The 20,004-nt window shown below is 74.2% G+C and carries 16 protein-coding genes; 1 reads left to right on the forward strand and 15 read right to left on the reverse strand.

The window, feature by feature from the left end; genetic code table 11:
• Window positions 1-62: 62 nt before the first annotated feature.
• The 12 genes from ACFWEJ_RS14785 to ACFWEJ_RS14840 all read right to left on the reverse strand — a co-directional run bounded on the left by ACFWEJ_RS14785 (window position 63) and on the right by ACFWEJ_RS14840 (window position 14,130).
• Complete coding sequence (locus ACFWEJ_RS14785) at window positions 63-695, reverse strand: NUDIX domain-containing protein (RefSeq protein WP_020012930.1); 633 nt, start codon at window positions 693-695, stop codon at window positions 63-65.
• A 37-nt stretch (window positions 696-732) separates the two neighbouring features.
• Window positions 733-2,409 carry a CTP synthase gene (locus ACFWEJ_RS14790; RefSeq protein WP_377229962.1) on the reverse strand — a complete coding sequence of 559 codons (1,677 nt, stop codon included), beginning with the start codon at window positions 2,407-2,409 and terminating at the stop codon, window positions 733-735.
• Between the two features lie 127 nt (window positions 2,410-2,536).
• Window positions 2,537-4,285 carry a murein biosynthesis integral membrane protein MurJ gene (murJ, locus tag ACFWEJ_RS14795; protein ID WP_377229963.1) on the reverse strand — a complete coding sequence of 583 codons (1,749 nt, stop codon included), beginning with the start codon at window positions 4,283-4,285 and terminating at the stop codon, window positions 2,537-2,539.
• Complete coding sequence (locus tag ACFWEJ_RS14800) at window positions 4,282-5,187, reverse strand: hypothetical protein (RefSeq protein ID WP_377229964.1); 906 nt, start codon at window positions 5,185-5,187, stop codon at window positions 4,282-4,284. The genes murJ and ACFWEJ_RS14800 overlap by 4 nt, the downstream gene beginning before the upstream one ends.
• A gap of 67 nt (window positions 5,188-5,254) precedes the next feature.
• The gene (locus tag ACFWEJ_RS14805; RefSeq protein ID WP_377229965.1) at window positions 5,255-6,244 is read right to left on the reverse strand and encodes a copper transporter; all 990 of its coding nucleotides are present in this window, start codon (window positions 6,242-6,244) and stop codon (window positions 5,255-5,257) included.
• A 90-nt stretch (window positions 6,245-6,334) separates the two neighbouring features.
• Window positions 6,335-7,558, reverse strand: a complete 1,224-nt coding sequence (gene steA / locus ACFWEJ_RS14810; protein ID WP_377229966.1) for a putative cytokinetic ring protein SteA — start codon at window positions 7,556-7,558, stop codon at window positions 6,335-6,337.
• Between the two features lie 5 nt (window positions 7,559-7,563).
• Window positions 7,564-9,318 (reverse strand): DNA repair protein RecN, encoded by a 1,755-nt coding sequence (recN, locus tag ACFWEJ_RS14815; RefSeq protein ID WP_377229967.1) that lies wholly within the window; start codon window positions 9,316-9,318, stop codon window positions 7,564-7,566.
• Window positions 9,319-9,326: 8 nt separating this feature from the next.
• Window positions 9,327-10,274 carry an NAD kinase gene (locus tag ACFWEJ_RS14820; RefSeq protein WP_377229968.1) on the reverse strand — a complete coding sequence of 316 codons (948 nt, stop codon included), beginning with the start codon at window positions 10,272-10,274 and terminating at the stop codon, window positions 9,327-9,329.
• A complete protein-coding gene (locus ACFWEJ_RS14825) occupies window positions 10,271-11,302 on the reverse strand; it encodes a TlyA family RNA methyltransferase (RefSeq protein WP_377229969.1) in 1,032 nt (343 codons plus the stop codon). Before ACFWEJ_RS14825 ends, ACFWEJ_RS14820 begins: the two co-directional genes overlap by 4 nt.
• Window positions 11,303-11,307: 5 nt before the next feature.
• Window positions 11,308-11,484 (reverse strand): hypothetical protein, encoded by a 177-nt coding sequence (locus tag ACFWEJ_RS14830; protein ID WP_285101938.1) that lies wholly within the window; start codon window positions 11,482-11,484, stop codon window positions 11,308-11,310.
• A gap of 499 nt (window positions 11,485-11,983) precedes the next feature.
• Window positions 11,984-12,991 carry an HAD-IIA family hydrolase gene (locus ACFWEJ_RS14835; protein WP_377229970.1) on the reverse strand — a complete coding sequence of 336 codons (1,008 nt, stop codon included), beginning with the start codon at window positions 12,989-12,991 and terminating at the stop codon, window positions 11,984-11,986.
• Window positions 12,988-14,130, reverse strand: a complete 1,143-nt coding sequence (locus ACFWEJ_RS14840; RefSeq protein WP_377229971.1) for a hypothetical protein — start codon at window positions 14,128-14,130, stop codon at window positions 12,988-12,990. The genes ACFWEJ_RS14835 and ACFWEJ_RS14840 overlap by 4 nt, the downstream gene beginning before the upstream one ends.
• Between ACFWEJ_RS14840 and ACFWEJ_RS14845 the strand changes: the two genes are divergently transcribed.
• The gene (locus tag ACFWEJ_RS14845) at window positions 14,119-15,561 is read left to right on the forward strand and encodes a hypothetical protein (RefSeq protein ID WP_377229972.1); all 1,443 of its coding nucleotides are present in this window, start codon (window positions 14,119-14,121) and stop codon (window positions 15,559-15,561) included. The genes ACFWEJ_RS14840 and ACFWEJ_RS14845 overlap by 12 nt on opposite strands.
• A 131-nt stretch (window positions 15,562-15,692) precedes the next feature.
• Here the strand turns inward: ACFWEJ_RS14845 and ACFWEJ_RS14850 are convergent, their stop codons facing one another.
• The 3 genes from ACFWEJ_RS14850 to ACFWEJ_RS14860 are packed head-to-tail and all read right to left on the reverse strand — an operon-like array spanning window position 15,693 to window position 19,848.
• Complete coding sequence (locus ACFWEJ_RS14850) at window positions 15,693-17,060, reverse strand: heterodisulfide reductase-related iron-sulfur binding cluster (RefSeq protein WP_377229973.1); 1,368 nt, start codon at window positions 17,058-17,060, stop codon at window positions 15,693-15,695.
• Complete coding sequence (locus ACFWEJ_RS14855) at window positions 17,060-18,376, reverse strand: FAD-binding oxidoreductase (protein WP_377229974.1); 1,317 nt, start codon at window positions 18,374-18,376, stop codon at window positions 17,060-17,062. Before ACFWEJ_RS14855 ends, ACFWEJ_RS14850 begins: the two co-directional genes overlap by 1 nt.
• Window positions 18,376-19,848 (reverse strand): FAD-linked oxidase C-terminal domain-containing protein, encoded by a 1,473-nt coding sequence (locus tag ACFWEJ_RS14860; protein WP_377229975.1) that lies wholly within the window; start codon window positions 19,846-19,848, stop codon window positions 18,376-18,378. The genes ACFWEJ_RS14855 and ACFWEJ_RS14860 overlap by 1 nt, the downstream gene beginning before the upstream one ends.
• Window positions 19,849-20,004 lie beyond the last annotated feature (156 nt).

Raw genomic sequence — 20,004 nt, forward strand, 5'->3', positions numbered from 1 at the left:
ATCTCGAAGCAACCGACCGAAGTCAGCAACACATGCGACCTGAATTTTGCCTCAGGTCAGCCTCAGTTCTTGCGGTACTCCCACGGGGAGTCCACCGGGCGAAGCGTCTCCCAGTCGGAGGCCCGGCCGATCGCCGCCGCCAGCACGCCCGCGATCGTCGCCGCGTTGTGCAGCCGGCCCGCGAGCGCCAGCGCCGCGGCCTCCTCCAGCGGCACCGGGACCACGACCATGTCGGCCTCCTCGGCCTCACGCGTGTGCCGCTCGTCGTCGGGCACGGGCGTGAGGTCGCGCGCCAGGTACACGCGGACGGCCTCGTTGCTGCCGCCCGGCGTGGGCAGCAGGTCCAGCAGCACGTCCCAGGAGCCGGCGTTCATGTCCGCCTCCTCGGCCAGCTCGCGGGCCGCCGCGACGTGCGGGTCCTCGCCGTCCAGGTCGAGCAGGCCGGCGGGCGCCTCCCAGAGGAAGGCGCCGACCGGGTGCCGGTACTGGCGCAGCAGGAGCACGTTGCCGTCGTCGGTCAGCGCCACGACGACGACCGCGCCCGGGTGGTCGACGTACTCACGCCGGACGATGCCGCCGGCCTCGCCGAGGTCGACCTCGTCGGAGACCATGTCGACCACGAAACCCTGGAACGGTACGTCGAGCCGCCGCGCGGGGCGGGGGTCGATGACGTCCGTGACCTCGTCGCTGCTCATGCTGTCCCTCCGCCGCACCTGCCGACGATCCCCAGCTTCATGAGGACTGCTTCTCGAGCGCCGCCGCGATCAGGCCCGCGAAGAGCGGGTGTGCTCGCGTGGGGCGCGACTTGAACTCGGGGTGTGCCTGCGTGGACACGAAGTACGGGTGCGTCTCGGCGGGCAGCTCGACGAACTCCACGAGCGACGAGTCGGGGGACGTGCCGGAGATCAGCAGGCCCGCCTCCTCCAGCTCGACGCGGAACGCGTTGTTCACCTCGTAGCGGTGGCGGTGGCGCTCGGTCACCTTCTCGCTGCCGTAGGCCTTGGCCACGACGGAGCCGGCGGTGAGCGACGCCTCGTAGGCGCCGAGGCGCATGGTGCCGCCCATGTCGCCCTCGCCCTCCACGATCGACTTCTGCTCGGCCATGGTCGCCACGACGGGGTGGCTGCTGGTCGGGTGGAACTCGGTGGACGACGCGTCGGCCCAGCCCAGCACGTTGCGGGCGTACTCGATGACCATCGACTGCAGGCCCAGGCAGATGCCGAGGGTCGGCACGAGGTTCTCGCGCGACCAGCGCAGCGCCCCGACCTTGCCGTCGATGCCACGTACGCCGAACCCGCCGGGCACCAGCACGGCGTCGACGCCCTCGAGGGAGGCCTGGGCGCCCTCGGGCGTCTGGCAGTCGTCGGCGGCGACCCAGCGGATCGCCACCTTCGCGTCGTTCGCGAACCCGCCGGCGCGCAGCGCCTCGGTCACGGACAGGTAGGCGTCGGGCAGGTCGATGTACTTGCCGACCAGCGCGACCTCGACGTTGTGCTCGGGCTCGTGCACGCGCTCCAGGAGGCGGCTCCAGCCGTCCCAGTCCACGTCGTGGAAGGGCATGCCCAGGCGGCGCACCACGTAGGCGTCCAGGCCCTCGGAGTGGATGACGCGCGGGATGTCGTAGATCGACGGCGCGTCGGCGCAGTTGATCACTGCCTCGTTGTCGACGTCGCACATGAGGGCGATCTTGCGCTTGATGCTCTCGGGCACCACGCGGTCGGAGCGCAGCACGATCGCGTCCGGCTGGATGCCGATCGAGCGCAGCGCGGCCACGGAGTGCTGCGTCGGCTTGGTCTTCAGCTCGCCCGACGGGCCGATGTACGGCACCAGCGAGACGTGCAGGAAGAACACGTTGTCGCGGCCGAGCTCGTGCCGCACCTGGCGCGCGGACTCGAGGAAGGGCTGCGACTCGATGTCGCCGACGGTGCCGCCGATCTCGGTGATGATCACGTCGACGTCGTCGGACGCCTGCTCGCGCATCCGGAACTTGATCTCGTCGGTGATGTGCGGGATGACCTGCACGGTGTCGCCCAGGTACTCGCCGCGGCGCTCCTTGGCGATGACGCGCGAGTACACCTGGCCGGTCGTCACGTTGGACGAGGCGGGGAGCTCGACGTCGAGGAAGCGCTCGTAGTGCCCGATGTCCAGGTCGGTCTCGGCGCCGTCCTCCGTGACGAAGACCTCACCGTGCTGGAACGGGTTCATGGTGCCGGGATCCACGTTGAGGTAGGGATCCAGCTTCTGCATCGTGACGCTGAGGCCACGGGAACGGAGCAGGCGGCCGAGTGACGACGCCGTCAGACCCTTGCCGAGAGAGGACGCCACACCACCGGTGACGAAGATGTGCTTGGTCGGCGTGGAGGCGCCGGACCGCTGACGGGACTGGAGACTGCTTCGGTGTTCGACCACGGAACTCCATCCTAAACGAGGTACGGCGTGCTGGTGGTGTAACGACCAGCACACGCGCGCATCGCGCGGGAACTATCGACCGGTTTTGGTCGAGTCTGCCCCTGCTGCGACGTTCGCGCTCGCTAAGTCAGGCCTTCCGGGAGAACTTCCTCCCCAGCTTCCCGAACAGCGGTCCGACGGCGGCGCGCAGGTCCCGGTCGAGCAGCACCGCCACCGCCAGCGCGACGAGCGCGGCGAGCAGCCCGAAGGCCAGCCCGAGGCCCAGCTCGGCGGCGAACTCGCCGCCGTCGAACGGCACCTCGTTCAGCACCTGGTTCGTGGACGTGAGGAACGAGCTCTCCCACAGTCCGAGCCGCCACGGCAGCCAGAGCCCGGCGGCGGCGCCGACAGCGGCGGCCACCAGGACCACGAGCAGGGCCCGCCAGACGCCGCCGAGCGCGGGCGCGCCCAGGTGCCGCCGGACGGCCAGGAGCAGCCCCAGCCCGGCCACGACCATCCCGGCCGTGCCCACGGCGCCCAGGGCCGCCATGACGTCGGTCCGCAGCGCGAGGTCGACGCAGGCGGAGGACGACTCGAAGCAGACCGACTCCCGCGTCCGGCTCGCGAACAGCACCGGCACGAGCGCGGCACCGATCGCCGCGACGCCCCACCCGCTCGCGGTCGCGGTCACCGCGGCCCGCCCGTGGTCGACGGCGTACAGCGCGCGCGACAGGTGCAGGATCAGCGCGAACCCGATCAGCCCGGGGGCCATCGTGATCAGCCCCGCGGCGAGGCCGGGGGCGTCGCCGCGCACGATGAGGTCGAAGACCTGCTCGACGAACGGGGCCGCCGCGATCAGCGCGGCCATGCCCAGGGCCGTCACGAGCAGCAAGGTGCGCGTCGTGCGCGCGACCAGGTCGCGCAGCTCGCCGGTCCGCCCCGCGGAGGCGTGCTCCGCGAAGTGCGGGAAGGCGCTGGTCGCGATCGGGAACGCGAGCACCGCGTACGGCAGCAGGTAGACCTGCTGCGCGTACAGGTAGACCGAGAGTGTGCCGTCGCCGCCGGCGGCGTTGGCCGCGCGCAGCGTGAGGAACACGGAGAGCTGCTGAGCCACCAGAGCGCCCACGCCCGCGAAGGCCAGGCGCGCGGCACGCGGCCCCTCGCCGGACGGGAACCGCAGCGTCGGCCGCAGCCGCAGGCCGGTGCGCCACACGGGCACCACGAGCGGCAGGGCCAGGAACAGCACGCCCACTGTGGTGCCCCACGCCAGCCACACCAGCGCCTGGGACGAGAGTGCGGCGACGTCCTGCTGGTTGCCGTCGGCCAGCAGGTAGAAGACCCCGTAGACCGCGATGACCACGAGGCTGGAGACGAGCGGCGCGAACGCCGGCCAGAAGAACCGCTTGTGCGCCTGCAGGATGCCGCCCAGCACGACGGCGATCCCGTAGAGCGGCACCTGCACGGCGAACACCCGCAGGAATGCCGTGGCGACGTCCACCTGGACGGGATCGTCCAGCCCGGTCAGGCTGATGATCGGCCGCGCGAGCAGGGCCGTGAGCCCGGCCAGCGGCACGAGGACGACCAGCGTCCAGCCCAGCAGGGCCGACGCGATCCGCGAGGCCTGCTCCTTCGAGGCCACGGTGCCGTCTGCGGTGAACGCCGCCCGGGCCAGCGGCCCGGCCAGCAGCGGCACGACGGCGCCCGCCAGCGCGCCGCCGGCCGCGACCTCGAACAGCAGGTTGGGCAGCTGGTTGGCCGAGTTGAAGACCGTGCCGACGCCGTCGGACCCGAGCCACGCGCCCTGCGCGAGCCAGCGGCCGAAGCCGACCAGGCGGCTGGCGAGGGTGACGACGGTGACGAGCAGCGCCGCGCTCGCCAGGGACTGGGTGCGGCTCACGCGCCCGGGGTGGCCACGGGCTTGGTCTGGGCGAGCTCGGCGACGGACTCCTCGACCGCGGCCGAGGGGCGCCGGCCGAGCATGTCGGCCTTGTTCAGCCACTCGTTGTCGGCGATCACCTTCGAGAAGCTCACCTTCTCCGACGCCAGCATGAGGCCGACGACGCCGGCGAGCGCCGCCCACCGCACCGCGCGGGGCGCGTTGAACGCGACCTGGCTGCCGACGAGCGCGCCGAGGGCGTTGGCGCCGCCGTCGCCCAGCATGTCCTTCTCCCCCAGGTCTCTGGGGGCCGCCGCGGCGGCGGCGCCCAGCACGGCGCCCGCCGCGCCCGTGCCGGCGAGGGCGAACGGCAGGCTCGCCGCGACGCCGGCCTTCAGGGCCCGGCCGGGGCGCAGGTCGAAGAGGTTGATCAGGTTGGCGGTGCCACCGATGAGCGCGCCGTTGAGGCCGATGTCGACCACGTGGCCGAACGCGCTGCGCGCCGTGCGGGGCGTGCCGACGGCGGACGCCAGCAGCGCGGAGCCGGAGATGCCGAGCACCTTGAGGCCGCCCGTCGTCAGGCGGCCCTCCTTGAGCGCGCCGAGGTGGCCGCGCAGGCCCTTCGTGCGGGTGGCGGTGTCCTCGGCGAGGTCGTCGTAGAGGCCGAACCCGCCCGCGGCGGCCGTGGCGAACGCCGTGGCGCCCGGGGCCGCGCCGCCCCCGACGGCCGCGCCGGCGACGAGGCCGGCCGTGACCGCCGGGCCCTCCAGCAGGCTGATCGGCTCGCCGCGGTGGTTGGTCCGCGTCCACGTGTCGTCCCCGCCGAGCGCACCCGCGGCGACCTTCTCGTCGAGCGTGCGGCGCGCGAACGCCGTCGCGATCCCGGCCACGACGCCCGCGACGATGAACCTTCCTGCACCCATGACTACCCCTCGGTCTGTGTGTCGGTCTTTGCGCTGCTCGTACCGCTCGGCCCCGGCTCGTACCCGCTCAGCCGGCGGTGTCGCCCACGGTGTCGCCGGGCGTGTTGTCGACAGCGGGCGGCAGCACCGTCGTCGCGTCGTCCTCGAGCCCGTACTGCCCCACGACGCCGCTCAGGCGCGCCGCCACCGCGAGCGGCACGTTGATCCGGCCCGCGAGCCGGTCGATGCCGCTGACGGTCGTGACCACCGCGGCGATGTCCTCGTCGTCGCGCACGGCCTGCACGGCGTCGCCCGGGTCGTCGGTCGGGCCGGCGAGGATCGCCGCGCCCGAGACCTCCTGGGCCGCCAGCGTCACGGCCGTCCACACGTCCGGCGTCGGCTCCGCCTCCTCGGTGGCGCCGTCCGCCGTCTCCTGCGGCTGCCCGGCCGGGCCCACGAGCAGCACCAGCGCCTGCGCGGTCTCCGTCTGGTCGTCGCCCGGCTCCGCGAAGCCGAAGCGCTCCAGCTGGGCCTCCAGGTCGGTGGCCTGCGAGCTACGGTCGGTGCCGCCGTCGCTGCCGGTGAGCGACAGGGCGAGCGCCGCGCCGAGCACGGCGTTCGGGTCGTCCGTCTCGGGGACCGCGGAACCGAGGTTGGCGCGCAGCCCCTCGGCCACGGTCTCGCGGGTCGACTCCTCGGCAGGGTCGGTCCACGCGTCCGTGAGCTCCGTCTTGGCCACGACCGAGGCGCCGGCGGTGTCGAGCTGGTTCAGCACGCCGTCGTGCGCCTCCTGGGAGACCTCGCCGAGCTGCACCACGGCCACGCGCTCGCCCTCGAGCGAGCCGGTGACCAGCTGCTGGCCCGCCGCCTCGATGTAGCGCTCGTCGCCGTCCAGCGCGCTCTGCGTGGCGTCGAGCTCGGTGCGCAGGTCGGAACGCTCGGCACGCAGCGCGTCCACCTGTTCCGTCAGCGTCTCGCCGATCGCCCCCTGCAGGGGTCCGGCACCGAGGATGATGCCGACCGCGAGGGCGAGGAAGACGGAGATGAGCGAGACGAGGTGGTATCGGAAGTCGATCACGGTGGGAAGGAGTCCTTAAGCATGTTCCGAGCGGTGGAAGGCCCGGTGTCAGGTCGGGGCGGCGTGCTTGCGAGGAAGCATCCTCGCAGGTCAGCCGCCGAACAGGTGACCGATCCAGGACACGACGTCGTCGAACCGCGCCCCCATCAGTCCGAAGAAGGTCTGGCCGGCCGACGTCGAGGCCAGCGCCGCGAGCACCGCCGCGACGCCCGCGCCGGACAGCAGCGTGAGCTGGGTGTTCGAGATTCGCGTGCGGTACAGCCGGGACACGCCCTTGGCGTCGACCAGCTTGCCGCCGACCCGGAGCCGGGTGAGGAAGGTGGAGGCCATGCCCGAGCGCCCCTTGTCGAGGAACTCCACGAGGGTGGCGTGCGTGCCGACGGCGACGATGAGCTCGGCGCCCTTGTCGTCGGCCAGCAACATGGTGATGTCCTCGCTGGTCCCCGTCGCGGGGAAGACGACGGGTTCCACGCCGAGCGCCTTGACGCGCTCCAGCCCGGGTGCCTTGCCGTCGCGGTAGGCGTGCACCACGATCTCCGCGCCGCAGGCCAGCGCCCGGTCGGAGACGGAGTCCATGTCGCCCACGATCATGTCGGGCTGCCAGCCGGCGTCGATGATCGCGTCGGCGCCGCCGTCCACGCCGATCAGGACGGGCCGGTTCTCCCGGATGTAGGACCGCAGCTGCGCCAGGTCCTCCCGGTAGTGGTAGCCCCGCACCACGATCAGCACGTGCCGGCCGTCGATGTGGGTCCGGATGTCGGGCACGCCGACGCCGTCGAGCAGGAGGTCCCGCTCGCGGCGCAGGTACGTCATCGTGTTCTCGGCGAACCGCTCGATCTCGGCCGAGAGGCCCTCGCGGGCCGCGGCCATGTTCGCCGCCACCGTGCGCGGCGTCTGGAACGTGCCCGTGGCCACGACCTCGCCGTCGACCACGACCTCGCCGCCCACGATCTCGATGTCGGCGTGCTCGTCGATCTTCATGACCGACGGCCCCAGGTCGTCCACCAGGACGATCCCGGCCTCGACCAGGATGTCGGGGCCCGTGTTGGGGTACCTGCCGGACGTCGACGGGGCGGCGTTCAGGACGGCGACGGGCGCGGCCGCCACCAGGGCGTCGGCCGCGACCCGGTCGATGTCCACGTGGTCGATCACGGCGACGTCGCCGTGGTTCAGCCGGGACGTGAGCTCCTTGGTGCGCGCTCCGATCCGGGCGGGACCGTGCGCCACGGTCTGCGGCAGCACCGTGGCCTGGTCGGCGGCACTCTTCGCTGCGCCCTTGTCGGCGCGCTTCTCGGGTCGGGAGATCAGCTTCATCCGCTCTATCGTCCCACGACCGAGGACTCCAGGAGCTCCAGCGCGTGGGTACGCGCCGTCTCCGAGTCGTCCTGGCCGGACAGCATGCGCGCCAGCTCGCGGACCCGGGCGTCCGCGGTGACCTCGCGCACGCCCGTGACCGTGATCATCCCGTCGTCGCCGTCGCTCGCGCCGGCCTCGCCGTCCGAGCTCTTGGTGACCACGAGGTGGGCGTCCGCGAACGCGGCGACCTGGGCCAGGTGGGTCACGACGACCACCTGGGTGCTGCGCCCGAGCTGCGCCAGCCGGCGGCCCACCTCGACCGCCGCCCGGCCGCCGACCCCGGCGTCGACCTCGTCGAAGACGAACGTGCTGCGCGGGGTGTCCGCGGTGCGCGCCGCGGCCGCGCCGCCCGACGTCGCCAGGGCGACTTCCAGGGCGAGCATCACGCGGGAGAGCTCACCGCCGGACGCGCCCTTGCCGAGCGGACGCTCCGGGGCGCCGGGGTGCGGCACCAGCAGGAACGTCACCTGGTCGGCGCCGAACGGCCCCGGCTGGTCGAGCCCGTCCACCGTGACCACGAGGTGCGCGCCGCCCATCGCGAGGCCGTGCAGCTCGTTCGTCACGGCCTCGGCCAGCTCGGACGCGCCCCGGCTGCGCTCGGCCGTGAGGATCTCCGCCAGCCGGTCCAGCTCACCGTCCAGCTCCGCCACGCGGGCGCGCATCGAGGTGAGGCGGTCGCCGCCGTCGTCCAGGTCGAGCAGGCGCAGGCCCGCGTCGCTGGCCCACTGCAGCACCTCGTCGATGGTCTCGCCGTACGACCGGGTCAGGCCGTTCAGCTCCGCCATCCGGTTGTGCGCCGTCTCCAGCCCGGCCGGGTCGGCCTGCAGGTCGTCCACGTAGGCGGCGACGTCGGTCGCCACGTCCGACAGGAGGTAGCCCACCTCGGCGAACCGCGTGGCGAGCACGCCGAGCGCGGCGTCGGAGTGCGCCGCCGCGTCCAGGACGCGCCGCGCGCGCTCGACCAGCGCGATCGCGTTCTCCCGGGCGCCGTCGGCGTCCTCGCCCGCGACGGCCTCGTGCGCCTCGGTGGCCGCCGTGCGCAGGCCCTCCGCGTTGGACAGGCGCTCGATCAGCGCCTGCAGCTCGGCGTCCTCACCGCTGACGGGGTCGACGCGCTCGATCTCCTCCAGGCCGATGCGCAGCAGCTCCACCTCGCGGGCCCGCTCGGCGCCGCGCGCCTCCAGGTCCGCGATCTCGGTCAGCAGGCCGCCGCGCTCGCTCCACGCGGTGCGGTAGGACGCCAGCACGCGCTGGTGGGCAGGGCCCACGAACGTGTCCAGGGCGTCGCGCTGCTTCGCGGAGGTGCGCAGCCGGAGCTGGTCGGCCTGGCCGTGCACCGTGAACAGGTCCTCGGCGATCTCCGCGAGCACGCCCTGCGGCACGGCGCGGCCGCCCAGGTGCGCGCGGGAGCGGCCGTCGGCGATGGTGCGCAGGATCACGACGGTGCCGTCGTCCTCCACCTCGCCGCCCGCCTCGTCGACGCGGCCCAGCACGGCGTCACGCCCGGAGACGCGCACCCGCCCCTCGACCGCGGCCGACGACGCGCCCGGGCGCACCGACTGCGGGTCGGCCTTGGCGCCCATGAGCAGGTTCAGCCCCGTGAGCACCATCGTCTTGCCCGCGCCCGTCTCGCCCGTGATGACGGTCAGGCCGTCCGACAGGGGTACCCGGGCCGAGCGGATGACGCCCAGGTTCTCGATAGCGATCTCCTCGAGCACCTGACTCCTTAATTCTCTGGTGTGGTGTCGGCTGGGTCAGAAGGTACATCCTGCCCTGCTGCCTGCCCCGACCCGACACGGTCCCGCCAGCCCGAGACGGGCAGGCTGAACTTCGACACGAGGCGGTCCGCGAACGGCGCGTTCGACAACCGTGCGAGCCGCACCGTACCGCCCTGGCGCACGACGACGCGAGAACCGCGGGGCAGCCGGATCTCCCGCCGCCCGTCACAGGTCAGCACGCCCTCGACCGTGGACTGCGGCAGCACGTCGACCGTGTACCGCGACTTCGGGCCGATCACGAGCGGTCGCGCGAACAGCGCGTGCGCCGACAGCGGCACCATCAGCACGGCGTCGACGTCCGGCCAGATCACCGGCCCGCCGCCCGAGAAGGCGTGCGCCGTGGAGCCCGTCGCGGTGGACATCACCACGCCGTCGCAGCCGAACGACAGCAGCGGGCGGCCGTCCACCCCGATCGCGACCTCGAGCATGCGGTCGCGCGACGCCTTCTCGACGGTCGCCTCGTTGAGCGCCCAGCCGACCACCGGCTCCGCCGTGCCCGGCAGGTGCACCGTCACGTCGACCGTGGCGCGCTCCTCCACGTCGTAGTCCCGCGCGACCAGCCGCCGGACGGCGGCGCCGAGGTCCTCGCGCTCCGACTCCGCGAGGAAGCCGACGTGCCCGAGGTTCACGCCGAGCAGCGGCACGTCCGTGCCGCGCGTCAGCTCCGCCGCGCGCAGGATCGTGCCGTCGCCGCCCAGCACCATCACGGCCTCGGCGTTGTGCACACCCTCCGCGAGGCGCTTGGCCGCCATGTGGTCGCCGAACTCCTCCGCGAGCGCGTCGTCGTGCAGCGTGTACTCGAAGCCGGCGGCCTTCAGCTCGCGCAGCGCCTCGGCCAGCGCGGCGACCGCCTGGGGACGACCGCCATGGGTCACGATGAGGACGCGCCGGGTCACGGTCGGGGCTCCTTCTGCTCGGTGTGCTGCTGGTCCGTGTGCTGCTGGTCGGTGCCCTGCTGGTCGGTGTCCTGGTCCTGCTGCCCAGCCGGCCGCTCGGCCGGGGGTGGGTCGTCCTGCCGTCCGTGCACGACGACGGCCGGCGGCTCCGGCGGGTGGCCGGGCCGCGTCGCGGGCTCGCCGTGCGCCGGGTCCCAGGCCACCGCCGTCTCGACGGCCGCCGCGAGCGCCAGGTCGTCCCCGGGGGTCCAGTCGGTCGCGCCCGCCGGCGTGAGCCACACGAAGAACTCGCGGTTGCCGCTCGGGCCAGGCAGCGGGCTCGGCACCACGGCGCGCGCCAGCAGACCCAGGCCTTCGGCGGCGCGCAGCACGGTGGTGACCGCCTCGGCGTGCAGCGCGCGGTCGCGCACCACGCCGCCGCTGCCCAGGCGCTCGCGCCCCACCTCGAACTGCGGCTTGACCATCAGCAGCGCCTGCGCCCACGGGCGCAGCACGGCCGCGACGGCGGGCAGCACCACGGTCAGGGAGATGAACGAGAGGTCGGCGACCACGAGGTCCGGGGCCTGGGCCAGGTCGCCCGGCGTCAGCTCGCGGACGTTGAGGCCCTCGACCACCGTGACCCGGTCGTCGTCGCGCAGCGCCGGCACGATCTGGTCGTGGCCCACGTCGACCGCGACCACGTGGGCGGCGCCGCGGCGCAGCAGCACGTCCGTGAAGCCCCCGGTCGAGGCGCCGAGGTCGGCGCAGAAAGCGCCCTCGACCACCGGGCCGCCCGGCACGTGGGCCAGGGCGTCGAGCGCCCCGACCAGCTTGAGGGCGGCACGCGACGCGTACTCGTGCTCGGGGTCGGCGCCGGGGGCGACCGACACCTCGTCGCCGTCGGACACCGCCGCCGACGGCTTGGCCACCGCCCGCCCCGCGACCGTGACCCGGCCGGACGCGACGAGCTCCGCGGCATGGCGCCGCGAACGGGCCAGCCCACGGCGGACCAGCTCCGCGTCCACGCGCGTGCTCACAGTCGTCGTCACCACCGTCAGGCGTCACCGCTCAGGTGCGCGCGCAGGGCGTCGTGGACCGCCTCGAACCGGGCGACGTGCTCGGCCGGGGGCAGGTCGTCGAGCCCGTCGAGCGCGTCGAGCGCATGCCGGACGCCCGCCTCGGGATCGGCCGGGCCGGTCGCGGGTTCCTGGGTCTCGTAGAACTCGTCCATCGTGCGTCAACGCTCCACTGTGCTCGTCCGTACTGCGCTCGTCCGTGCTGGTGCTTCGCCCGTGCTGTTGCTCGTCCCTGCTGTTGCTCGTCCGTGCTGTTGCTCGTCGGTGCTGGTACCTGCTGCTCGTCCCTGCTCGTCCCTGTTCCTCAGCGACGTTCCTCGGCGACGACCCGCCGCGCGCGGACCGTCGGCATGCTGCAAGACACGGTACCTGTCGCCTCCGACAGAACCTGGGAGAATTCCGTCAGGTTCTCTGCGGGGAGAAGCCGCCCGGCCGGCCGTCGTCCGCGCTGCCGCGCCGCAGAAGTGCGCATCTACCCCGCCATTGCGCCCGAAACACACCTGATTCCGGGCCCGATGACGGGGTAGAACCGCACTTCCGTACACCGCACCCCGCTCCCGCAAGGTGCGCTTCTACCCAGCGACTGGGCCCGGAATCGCGCTGTTTCCGGGCCTGATCGCTGGGTAGAAGCGCACCTTCACGAGATCAGCCGGATCAGAGCGTGAAGTCCGGGACCGTTGTCTGGTCCAGGGGCTCGCCGGCGTCCGTCGCGGCCCAGGACGCGGCGCACGCCGCGCGGACCAGGTCGATGCCGGCGCCGTCGAGCCGCAGCTCGCCGTCGGACACCTGGGCCGCCGCGCCGCCGGACACGTACCAGCCGTCCGCGAGCGCGGGCGCGCCGTGCGGCTCGAGCAGGGCCCGCAGGTCGGCGCCCACGAACGAGGGGCGCTCCCCCGGCACGGCCAGCACGGCGTCGCGCGCCGTCGAGACGCCCGTCAGCACGTGCAGCCCCGGGTACCCGCCGCCGCGCGCGCCGGCGAGATCCGTGTCGAGCCGGTCCCCGATCACCAGCGGCCGGCTCGCCCGGGCCCGCTCGACCGCGAGCCGGTACATCGTGGGCGAGGGCTTGCCGGCACTGTCCGGGGTAACCCCCGTCGCCGACACCACGGCACCCACCAGGGCGCCGTTCCCCGGCGCGAACCCACGCGCCGTCGGCAGCGACAGGTCCAGGTTGCTCGCCACGTGCCAGGCGCCCCGGCCCACCGCGTACGCGGCCTCCGCGAGCTGTTCCCAGCCCAGCTCGGGAGAATAGCCCTGGGCGACGGCGTCCGGCTCGTCGTCCGCCGACTCCACCACCGTGAAGCCCGCGGACCGCACCGCCGTGACCAGGCCCTTGCCACCCACGACGAGCACCTTCGCACCCTCGTCCAGCCGCGTGGTGAGCAGCGCCGCGCAGGCCTGCGCGGCGGTCATCACCTCGTCCGGATCGGTCGGGATGTCCAGGCCGGTGAGCTGGCCCGCGACGTCCTCCGGCTCGCGCGACGCGTTGTTCGTCACGAACAGCAGCCGCATCCCGCCCGACCGCGCCGCGGCCAGGCTGGCCGAGGCGTGCTCGATCGGCAGGTGCCCCTTGTACGCGACGCCGTCCAGGTCGACGAGCGCGAGGTCGTAGGCCTCGGCGAGCGGGACGTCGCTCGCCAGCAGCCCGGCGGTCGCCGTCACTCCTTCTCCTGCCCGACGCCGGACCGGTCGCCCTCGGCGGCCGGCTCGCCCTCGGCGTCGGTCGCGTCGGTGGCGGTCGCCTCCGTGTCGGTCGCCTCGGACGCGGACGTCGTCACCTCGGTCTCGGTCACCTCGGTCGCGGGCGACGCGTCGGTCACTCCGGCCGACGGAGCATCCGAGGCCTCGTCGGACTCGGCGGCACTCGGCTCGTCGACGGCGTCCGCCTCGGGCTCGTCGGCACCGGCCTCGTCGCTGTCGGACTCGTCGCTGTCGGACTCGTCGCTGTCGGACTCGTCGTCGTCGGACTCGTCGCGGTCAGAGTCGTCGTCCGACTCCTCGTCGTCGTCCTCGTCCTCGTCGGCAGAATCAGCCGAGTCGGGCGAGTCGGCGGAATCAGCCGAGTCAGCCGAGTCAGCGGAATCCGGCGAGTCCCCGGAATCGGCCGAGTCAGCGGAATCCTCGTCCTCGTCGCCCTCGTCCGAGTCCTCGTCGTCCGAGTCCTCGTCGTCCGCGAACTCCTCCGGGTGCTCCGCGGCGTACTCCTGCTCGGCGATCGCCGCGTCCTCCTCGACGTCGAACACGGTGATGTCCTCGTCCGGCGTCTGCGCGCCGATCGCCCGCTCGAGGGCCTCGCTGTCGACCGACGCCAGGAGCGCGGCGGCCTCGTCGGCCCGGCCGGCGGCCTCGAGCGCCACGGCCCGCGCCTGCACCACGCGCACCCCGAGGTCGCCCTGGGCGTCCTCGGCCGAGACCTTGTCCAGCACGGCCAGGGCGGCGTCGTGCTCGCCCAGGTCCGAGCGGGCGCCGCTCGCCACGATCGCGAGCTCGATGCGGCCGGTCGCGTCCAGCGTCGCCGCCTCCTCCGAGGCCGCGAGCGCCAGGGCGCGCTCCGGACGGCCGAGGCCGCGCTCGGCGTCGGCCATGATCGGCAGGTGCTCCGACGAGCCGTTCAGCCGGCGGACGGTGCGCAGCTCGCGCAGCGCCTCCGCGTACCGGTTGGTGTGGTACGCGGCGATGCCGGCGGCCTCGCGCACGATGTCGATGCGGCCGGCGCCGCGCACCGCGGCCTGGGTGTGCTCGTAGGCACGCTCCGGGTCGACGTCGAGCAGCCGGCCCGCCATCACCAGGTGCAGCCCCACGTACTCGGCGTGGTCCTTGCTCAGGCCGCGCAGACGCGAGCGGACGTCGCGGTCGAGCTGGCTGAACGAGGCGTCCTCGGCGATCTCCGGCTCGGGGGCGCGGGGAGCGCGCTCCTCACGCTCCTCGTGGTTCTCCGGGCGGGGCCGGTCGTCGCGGTCACCGAACGAACGGCGCTGACGGTCGCCACCGCGGTCGTCGTTGCGCGGGCGGCTGCCGCCGCGGTCGTCGCGACGGGGCCGGTCGCCGCCCCTGTCGTCACGGCGCGGACGGTCACCACCACGGTCGTCGAAGGACCGGCGGGGCCGGTCGCCGTCGTTCCCCTGGAACGAGCGGGCGCCGCCGGCCTGCGCACCGCGGCTGTCGCGGGCGCCACGGTCGTCGCGGTCACCGTAGGAGCGGCGCGGACGGTCGTCGCCGCCACGCTGGAACGGACGGTCGCCACCACGGTCGTCACGACGCGGACGGTCACCACCACGGTCGTTGAACGAACGCTGCGGACGGTCGTCGCGTCCGCGGCCGTCACGGGCACCCCGGTCGTCGCGGTCGTTGAACGAACGCTGGGAACGGTCGTCCCGGTCACCGTACGAGCGGCGCGGACGGTCGTCGCCACCGCGCTGGTACGGCCGGTCGCCGCCGCGGTCGTCGCGACGCGGACGGTCACCACCACGGTCCTCGAAGGACCGACGGGGACGGTCGTCACGGTCGTTGAACGAACGCTGCGGACGGTCGTCCCGGTCACCGAAGGACCGGCGGGGCCGGTCGTCGCCCTGACGCGCCGGACGGTTGTCGCCCCGGTCGTCGAAGGACCGGCGCGGCCGGTCGCCACCGCGGTCGTTGAAGGAACGCTGCGGACGGTCGTCGCGGTCGCCGAAGGACCGGCGGGGGCCGTCGTCGCGGCGCGCGGGACGGTCGCCCCCGCGATTGTCCCGGTCCTCGTACCGGCGCGGACGGTCGCCGTCCCCACCACGGAACGGACGGGCACCGCGGTCGTCGCGGCCGCCCCGCTCGCCGTACGAACCCCGGTTGTCCCGCTCGCCGTGCGAGCCCCGGTTGTCCCGGTCGCCGTACGAACGGCGGGGACGGTCGTCGCCTCCGCTCCGGAACGGACGGTCGCCGCCACGGTCATCCCGACGGGGGCGGTCGCCGCCACGGTCGTCGGAGGACCGGCGCGGCCGGTCGTCGTCGCGCCGGGGCGCGCTGCCTCCGCGGGCGCCGTCATACCGGCGGCCCCGGTCTCCACCGCGCTCACCGCCCCGGTCGTCGCGACGCGGGCCGTCGTTGCGGTAGGCGCCCTTGCGCTCGCCGCGGCGGTCGCCCTCGCGGTCGTTCCCCTGGTCACGGGGCGTTTCGTTCACGGTGTTCCCTTCGATGACAGATGCCCGAACATTCTCCCACGGGAGCGCCCGTCCCCCGGGGTCGAGACGATGTGACATGCACGTCCACGGGCTCCCCCACCGGACTCCCTACGGGCACATCGAGTTCGGTCCGTTACCCCGAGATCGGCCCATCATCGGACCGGTCTCGACGCAACCGACCGAACTCAATGCCCCGCGCGCCGGGCTCAGCCCAGCAGCTCCTCCAGGCCGGCCCCGCGCAGCGACGCGTCCAGCACCAGCACCAGGTGCGCCGTCGGCATGGCACGTCCCTGCCGGGACAGCGCGTCGGTGATCTGCAGCAGGCAGCCCGGGTTGGACGTGACCAGCAGCTCGGCGCCGGTCGCCGCCACGTGGGCGGCCTTGCGGTCGCCCAGCTCGCGCGCCGGCTCCGGGTTCGTCAGGTTGTAGATGCCGGCCGACCCGCAGCACATGTCGCCCTCGGCGATGTCCTTGACCACGAGTCCCGGGATCGTCGCGAGCACCGCGCGCGGCTGGGCCTTGACGCCCTGCGCGTGCCGCAGGTGGCAGGCGTCGTGGTACGCCACGTTCAGGGGCAGCGGATGCCGCGGCGCGACGGGTTCCAGCTCCGCCAGCACCTCGGAGACGTCCCGGGTCCGGTCCGCGAAGGCGGCGGCGCGCTCGGCGTACTCCGGGTCGTCCACCAGCAGGTCCGCGTAGTCCTTCATCGTGGAGCCGCACCCGGCCGAGTTCGCCACGATCCGCTCCACGCGGGCGTCCGCGAACGCATCGATCAGCGCCCGCGCGTAGTCGAGCCCCTCGGCCTCGCGCCCGGCGTGCACGGACAGTGCGCCGCAGCACCCCTGGTCCGGCGGCACGACGACGGCGCACCCCTCCGCCGCGAGCACCCGCACCGTCGCCGCGTTGACCCCGGGGTAGAACTCCCGTTGCACGCAGCCCAGCAGCAGCCCGACCGTCATCCGCCGCTCCCCGACGGCGGGCACGAGCGACGGCACCGGGATGCGCGGGCCCACCGGCGGCGCGATCGCCTCCATCGTCGCCAGCGTCGGCGACATCCGGGCCAGCACCGGACGCACCAGCCGCGACAGCCCCGACCGCTGGTACGCCGCGAGCAGTGGGAGCACGCGCCGCAGCCGCTCGGGCCGCGGGAACACCGCGAAGATCGCCGACCGCAGCAGTCGCTGCCCCCGCGTACGGTGCTCGGCGCCGCGCCGCTCGACCTGCTGCCGGGTCGCCTCGACGAGCTTGTCGTACTGCACCCCCGACGGGCACGCCGTGACGCACGCCATGCAGCCGAGGCACGCGTCGACGTGCTGGACGAGCGACGCCGACATCGGCTCACCCTCCAACCCCTGCTTCATGAGGTGGATCCGACCGCGCGGGGAGTCCATCTCCTCGCCCCACAGCGAGTAGGTGGGGCACGCGGGCAGACAGAACCCGCAGTGCACGCAGTCGTCCACCAGCTCCCGGGCGGGCGGACGGTGCGCGTCGAAGGCACCCTGCCCGTCGATGCCTGGCCCGTCGGACCCCGGCCCGTCGAAGGAGCCCAGCAGGTCCGGCTTCGCCTCGGTCATCAGATGCCTCCCACGAATCGGCCCGGCGCCAGGTTCCGCCCGGGATCGAGCTGTCGCTTGATCGCGCGCATCAGGTCGAGCCCGCCCACGGGCCCCCACGCGTCCAGCGCCGCCCGCACCTGGCGCGACGCCCGCAGCACGGTCACGGCCCCCTCGCGCGGACTGGGTGCGGCCGCCCGCAGGTGCCCGACGGCGAGCGCGGTCGCCTCGGGCGAGCCCGTCACCGCGGCATGCAGCACCCCGGCGGCGGTCCCGCGCAGCGCGATCCCGACGCCGTACCGCTGCTCGGCGTCCCGCGCCGCCGCCAGCAGACCCGCCACCCCGGTGAGCGTGGCGGTCGCCTTGGCCAGGGTTCGCTCCGGCTGCCCGACGGCGGCGCCCGGCGAGCCCCCGCGCCCGGCAACGACCCCGCCAGGCCCGGCCCACGCGGCGCCCGGCAGCTCGCCCCACCACGACGGCGGCCCCGCCTGGACCCGCCCGTCCAGCAGCTCGGCGGCCGCGGCTGCCCGCTGCACGACGGCGTCCGCCGTCCCCTCCAGCAGCACCGCCACCTCGGCGACGTCGCTCCCGGCGGGCCGGTCGAGCTCGACCGCCGCGGGCGCGAGCTGCGAGGCGACCACGTCCCGCGCCCGCGCGGCGACGTCGGCCAGCGGACCGGAGCCGATCGCGAAGGCCCGGTCCGGCCGGGCCGGATGCAGCCGGAACGCGGCCCGGACCACCACACCGAGGGTGCCGTACGCACCGGTCAGGAGCTTGGCAAGGTCGTACCCGGCAACGTTCTTGACCACCTTGCCGCCCGAGGAGGCCCGGGTGCCGTCGGCGAGCACGACCGTGGCGCCCAGCACGAGGTCGCGGACGGCGCCGCGCTGCAGGCGGCGCGGTCCGGACGCGCCGGTCGACAGCATGCCGCCCACGGTGGAGCCGCCCGCGAGCCGGCCCGGCGGCAGGTCCACCACCAGCTCCTGGGCGGCCCGTCCGACGGTCTCCGACAACACGGCGACGGGCAGCCCGGCTTCCGCGACCACCACGAGGTCGCCCGAGCCGTGCTCCACGAGCCGGTCCAGCCCCGTCGTGTCCAGGATCAGGTCGGCCCGCTCGGGCGGCGCGCCCCAGTCGAGCGCCGTGCCGGCCCCGCGCGCCACGGTGACGAGTCCGTGCGCGGTCGCCTCGCGCAGCACTGCCGCCACCCCCTCCGCCGACGTCGGCCGCGCGACCGCCGTGGCGGGCACCCCGTCGACGGCGTCGCCCGGACCTGCCTCCCGCACCTCTCCCCCGTGCTGCCGCAGCGCGTCGCCGAGCCGCTGCAGGTCCGCCATCAGAAGACCTCCGCCACGCCGGACTCCGCCAGGGGGTGCGCGCCCTGGTGCCGCCCCGGCCGCTCCCCGCACAGCCGCGGCGTGGGGAACACCTTGCCGGGGTTGGAGATGCCGTCGGGGTCGAACGCGCACCGCACCGCCTGCATCGTGTCGAGGTCGTCGGCGGTGAACATGCGCGGCATGTGCTTGGCCTTGTCGGCGCCCACGCCGTGCTCGCCGGTGATGGACCCGCCGTGCTCCAGGCACAGGTCGAGGATGCCGCCGGCCACCTCCTCCGCGCGTTCGACGGCGCCCTCGACCGCGCCGTCGAACAGCACGAGCGGGTGCAGGTTGCCGTCGCCCGCGTGGAAGACGTTCGCCACCCGCACGCCGGCGCTCTCACCCAGCTCCGCGATCTGCCGCAGCACGAGCGGCAGCGCCGTCCGCGGGATCACGCCGTCCTGCACGATGTAGTCCGGGCTGATCCGGCCGACCGCGGCGAACGCGGACTTGCGGCCCTTCCAGATCAGGGCGCGCTCGTCGTCGTCCGCCGCGACCCGCACCTCGAAGGCGCCGGCGGCCTCGCACAGCCGCACGACGTCGTCGAACTCCCCCGCGACGTCCGGCGCCGGACCGTCCAGCTCGACCACGAGCACGGCGCCCGCCCCGTGCGGGTAGCCGCAGTGCACCGCGGCCTCCGCGGCCTCGATCGCGAGCGCGTCCATCATCTCGATCGCCGCGGGGATCACGCCCGCCGCGATGATCGCGGAGGTGGCGGCCCCTGCGTCGTCCATCGTGTGGAACGCGGCGAGCAGGGTGCGGACCTCCTGCGGCAGCCGGGTCAGGCGCACCGTCGCCGCCGTGACCACGCCGAGCGTGCCCTCGCTGCCCACGAGCGCGCCGAGCAGGTCGTAGCCGGGCGCGTCCGGCGCCTTGCCGCCGATCTCGACCTGCTCGCCGCCCGGCGTGACCAGGTCCACTCCTGTGACGTGGTTGGTGGTGAAGCCGTACTTGAGGCAGTGCGCCCCGCCGGAGTTCTCGGCGACGTTCCCCCCGATCGAGCACACCGACTGGCTGGACGGGTCCGGCGCGAAGTAGTAGCCGTCGGGGCTGGTCGCCGCGGTGAGGTGCAGGTTGATCACCCCCGGGTCGACCACGGCGCGCTGGTTGTCGGCGTCGATCTCGCGGACCGACCGCATCTGCGACATGACCACGAGCACGCCCTCGGAGTGCGGCAGCGCCCCGCCCGACAGCCCCGTGCCCGACCCGCGCGCGACGAACGGCACGCCGTACCGGGCGCAGGCCGTCACGGTGGTCGCGACGTCGGCGGCGTCCCGCGCCAGGACCACCACCCCGGGGATCACGCGGTAGGCGGCGAGCCCGTCGCACTCGTAGGTCCGTCGCCGCTGCCGGTCCGTGACGACCTGCTCCGCCCCGAGCGCGCCCACCAGCTCGCGGACAGCACCGGACAACCCTGACTCGCTGACACCCAAGGCAACCTCCTCGTTGCACGGTCCTCTCCCCCCGATCCTTCGTTGAGTGCTGGCTATTTTTTTTGCCCCCGCCCAGGGGTAAAAAAAAATCCACCCCACCAACAAGGTAGGTGAGGGGATTGGGGGGGGGGGCGGGCGGGGGAGGGAGGAGGGGGT

The organism is Promicromonospora sp. NPDC060204 (assembly GCF_042728455.1).
Classification (GTDB): Bacteria; Actinomycetota; Actinomycetes; order Actinomycetales; family Cellulomonadaceae; genus Promicromonospora.

What these genes read in the sequence shown, in the direction of transcription:
- ACFWEJ_RS14855 (WP_377229974.1), bottom strand. Translation starts at nt 18,376, where the DNA reads ATGGCGGACCTGCAGCGGCTCGGCGACGCGCTGCGGCAGCACGGGGGA.
- ACFWEJ_RS14830 (WP_285101938.1), bottom strand. Translation starts at nt 11,484, where the DNA reads ATGGACGAGTTCTACGAGACCCAGGAACCCGCGACCGGCCCGGCCGAT.
- steA (WP_377229966.1), bottom strand. Translation starts at nt 7,558, where the DNA reads ATGAAGCTGATCTCCCGACCCGAGAAGCGCGCCGACAAGGGCGCAGCG.
- ACFWEJ_RS14850 (WP_377229973.1), bottom strand. Translation starts at nt 17,060, where the DNA reads ATGACCGAGGCGAAGCCGGACCTGCTGGGCTCCTTCGACGGGCCGGGG.
- ACFWEJ_RS14785 (WP_020012930.1), bottom strand. Translation starts at nt 695, where the DNA reads ATGAGCAGCGACGAGGTCACGGACGTCATCGACCCCCGCCCCGCGCGG.
- ACFWEJ_RS14800 (WP_377229964.1), bottom strand. Translation starts at nt 5,187, where the DNA reads ATGGGTGCAGGAAGGTTCATCGTCGCGGGCGTCGTGGCCGGGATCGCG.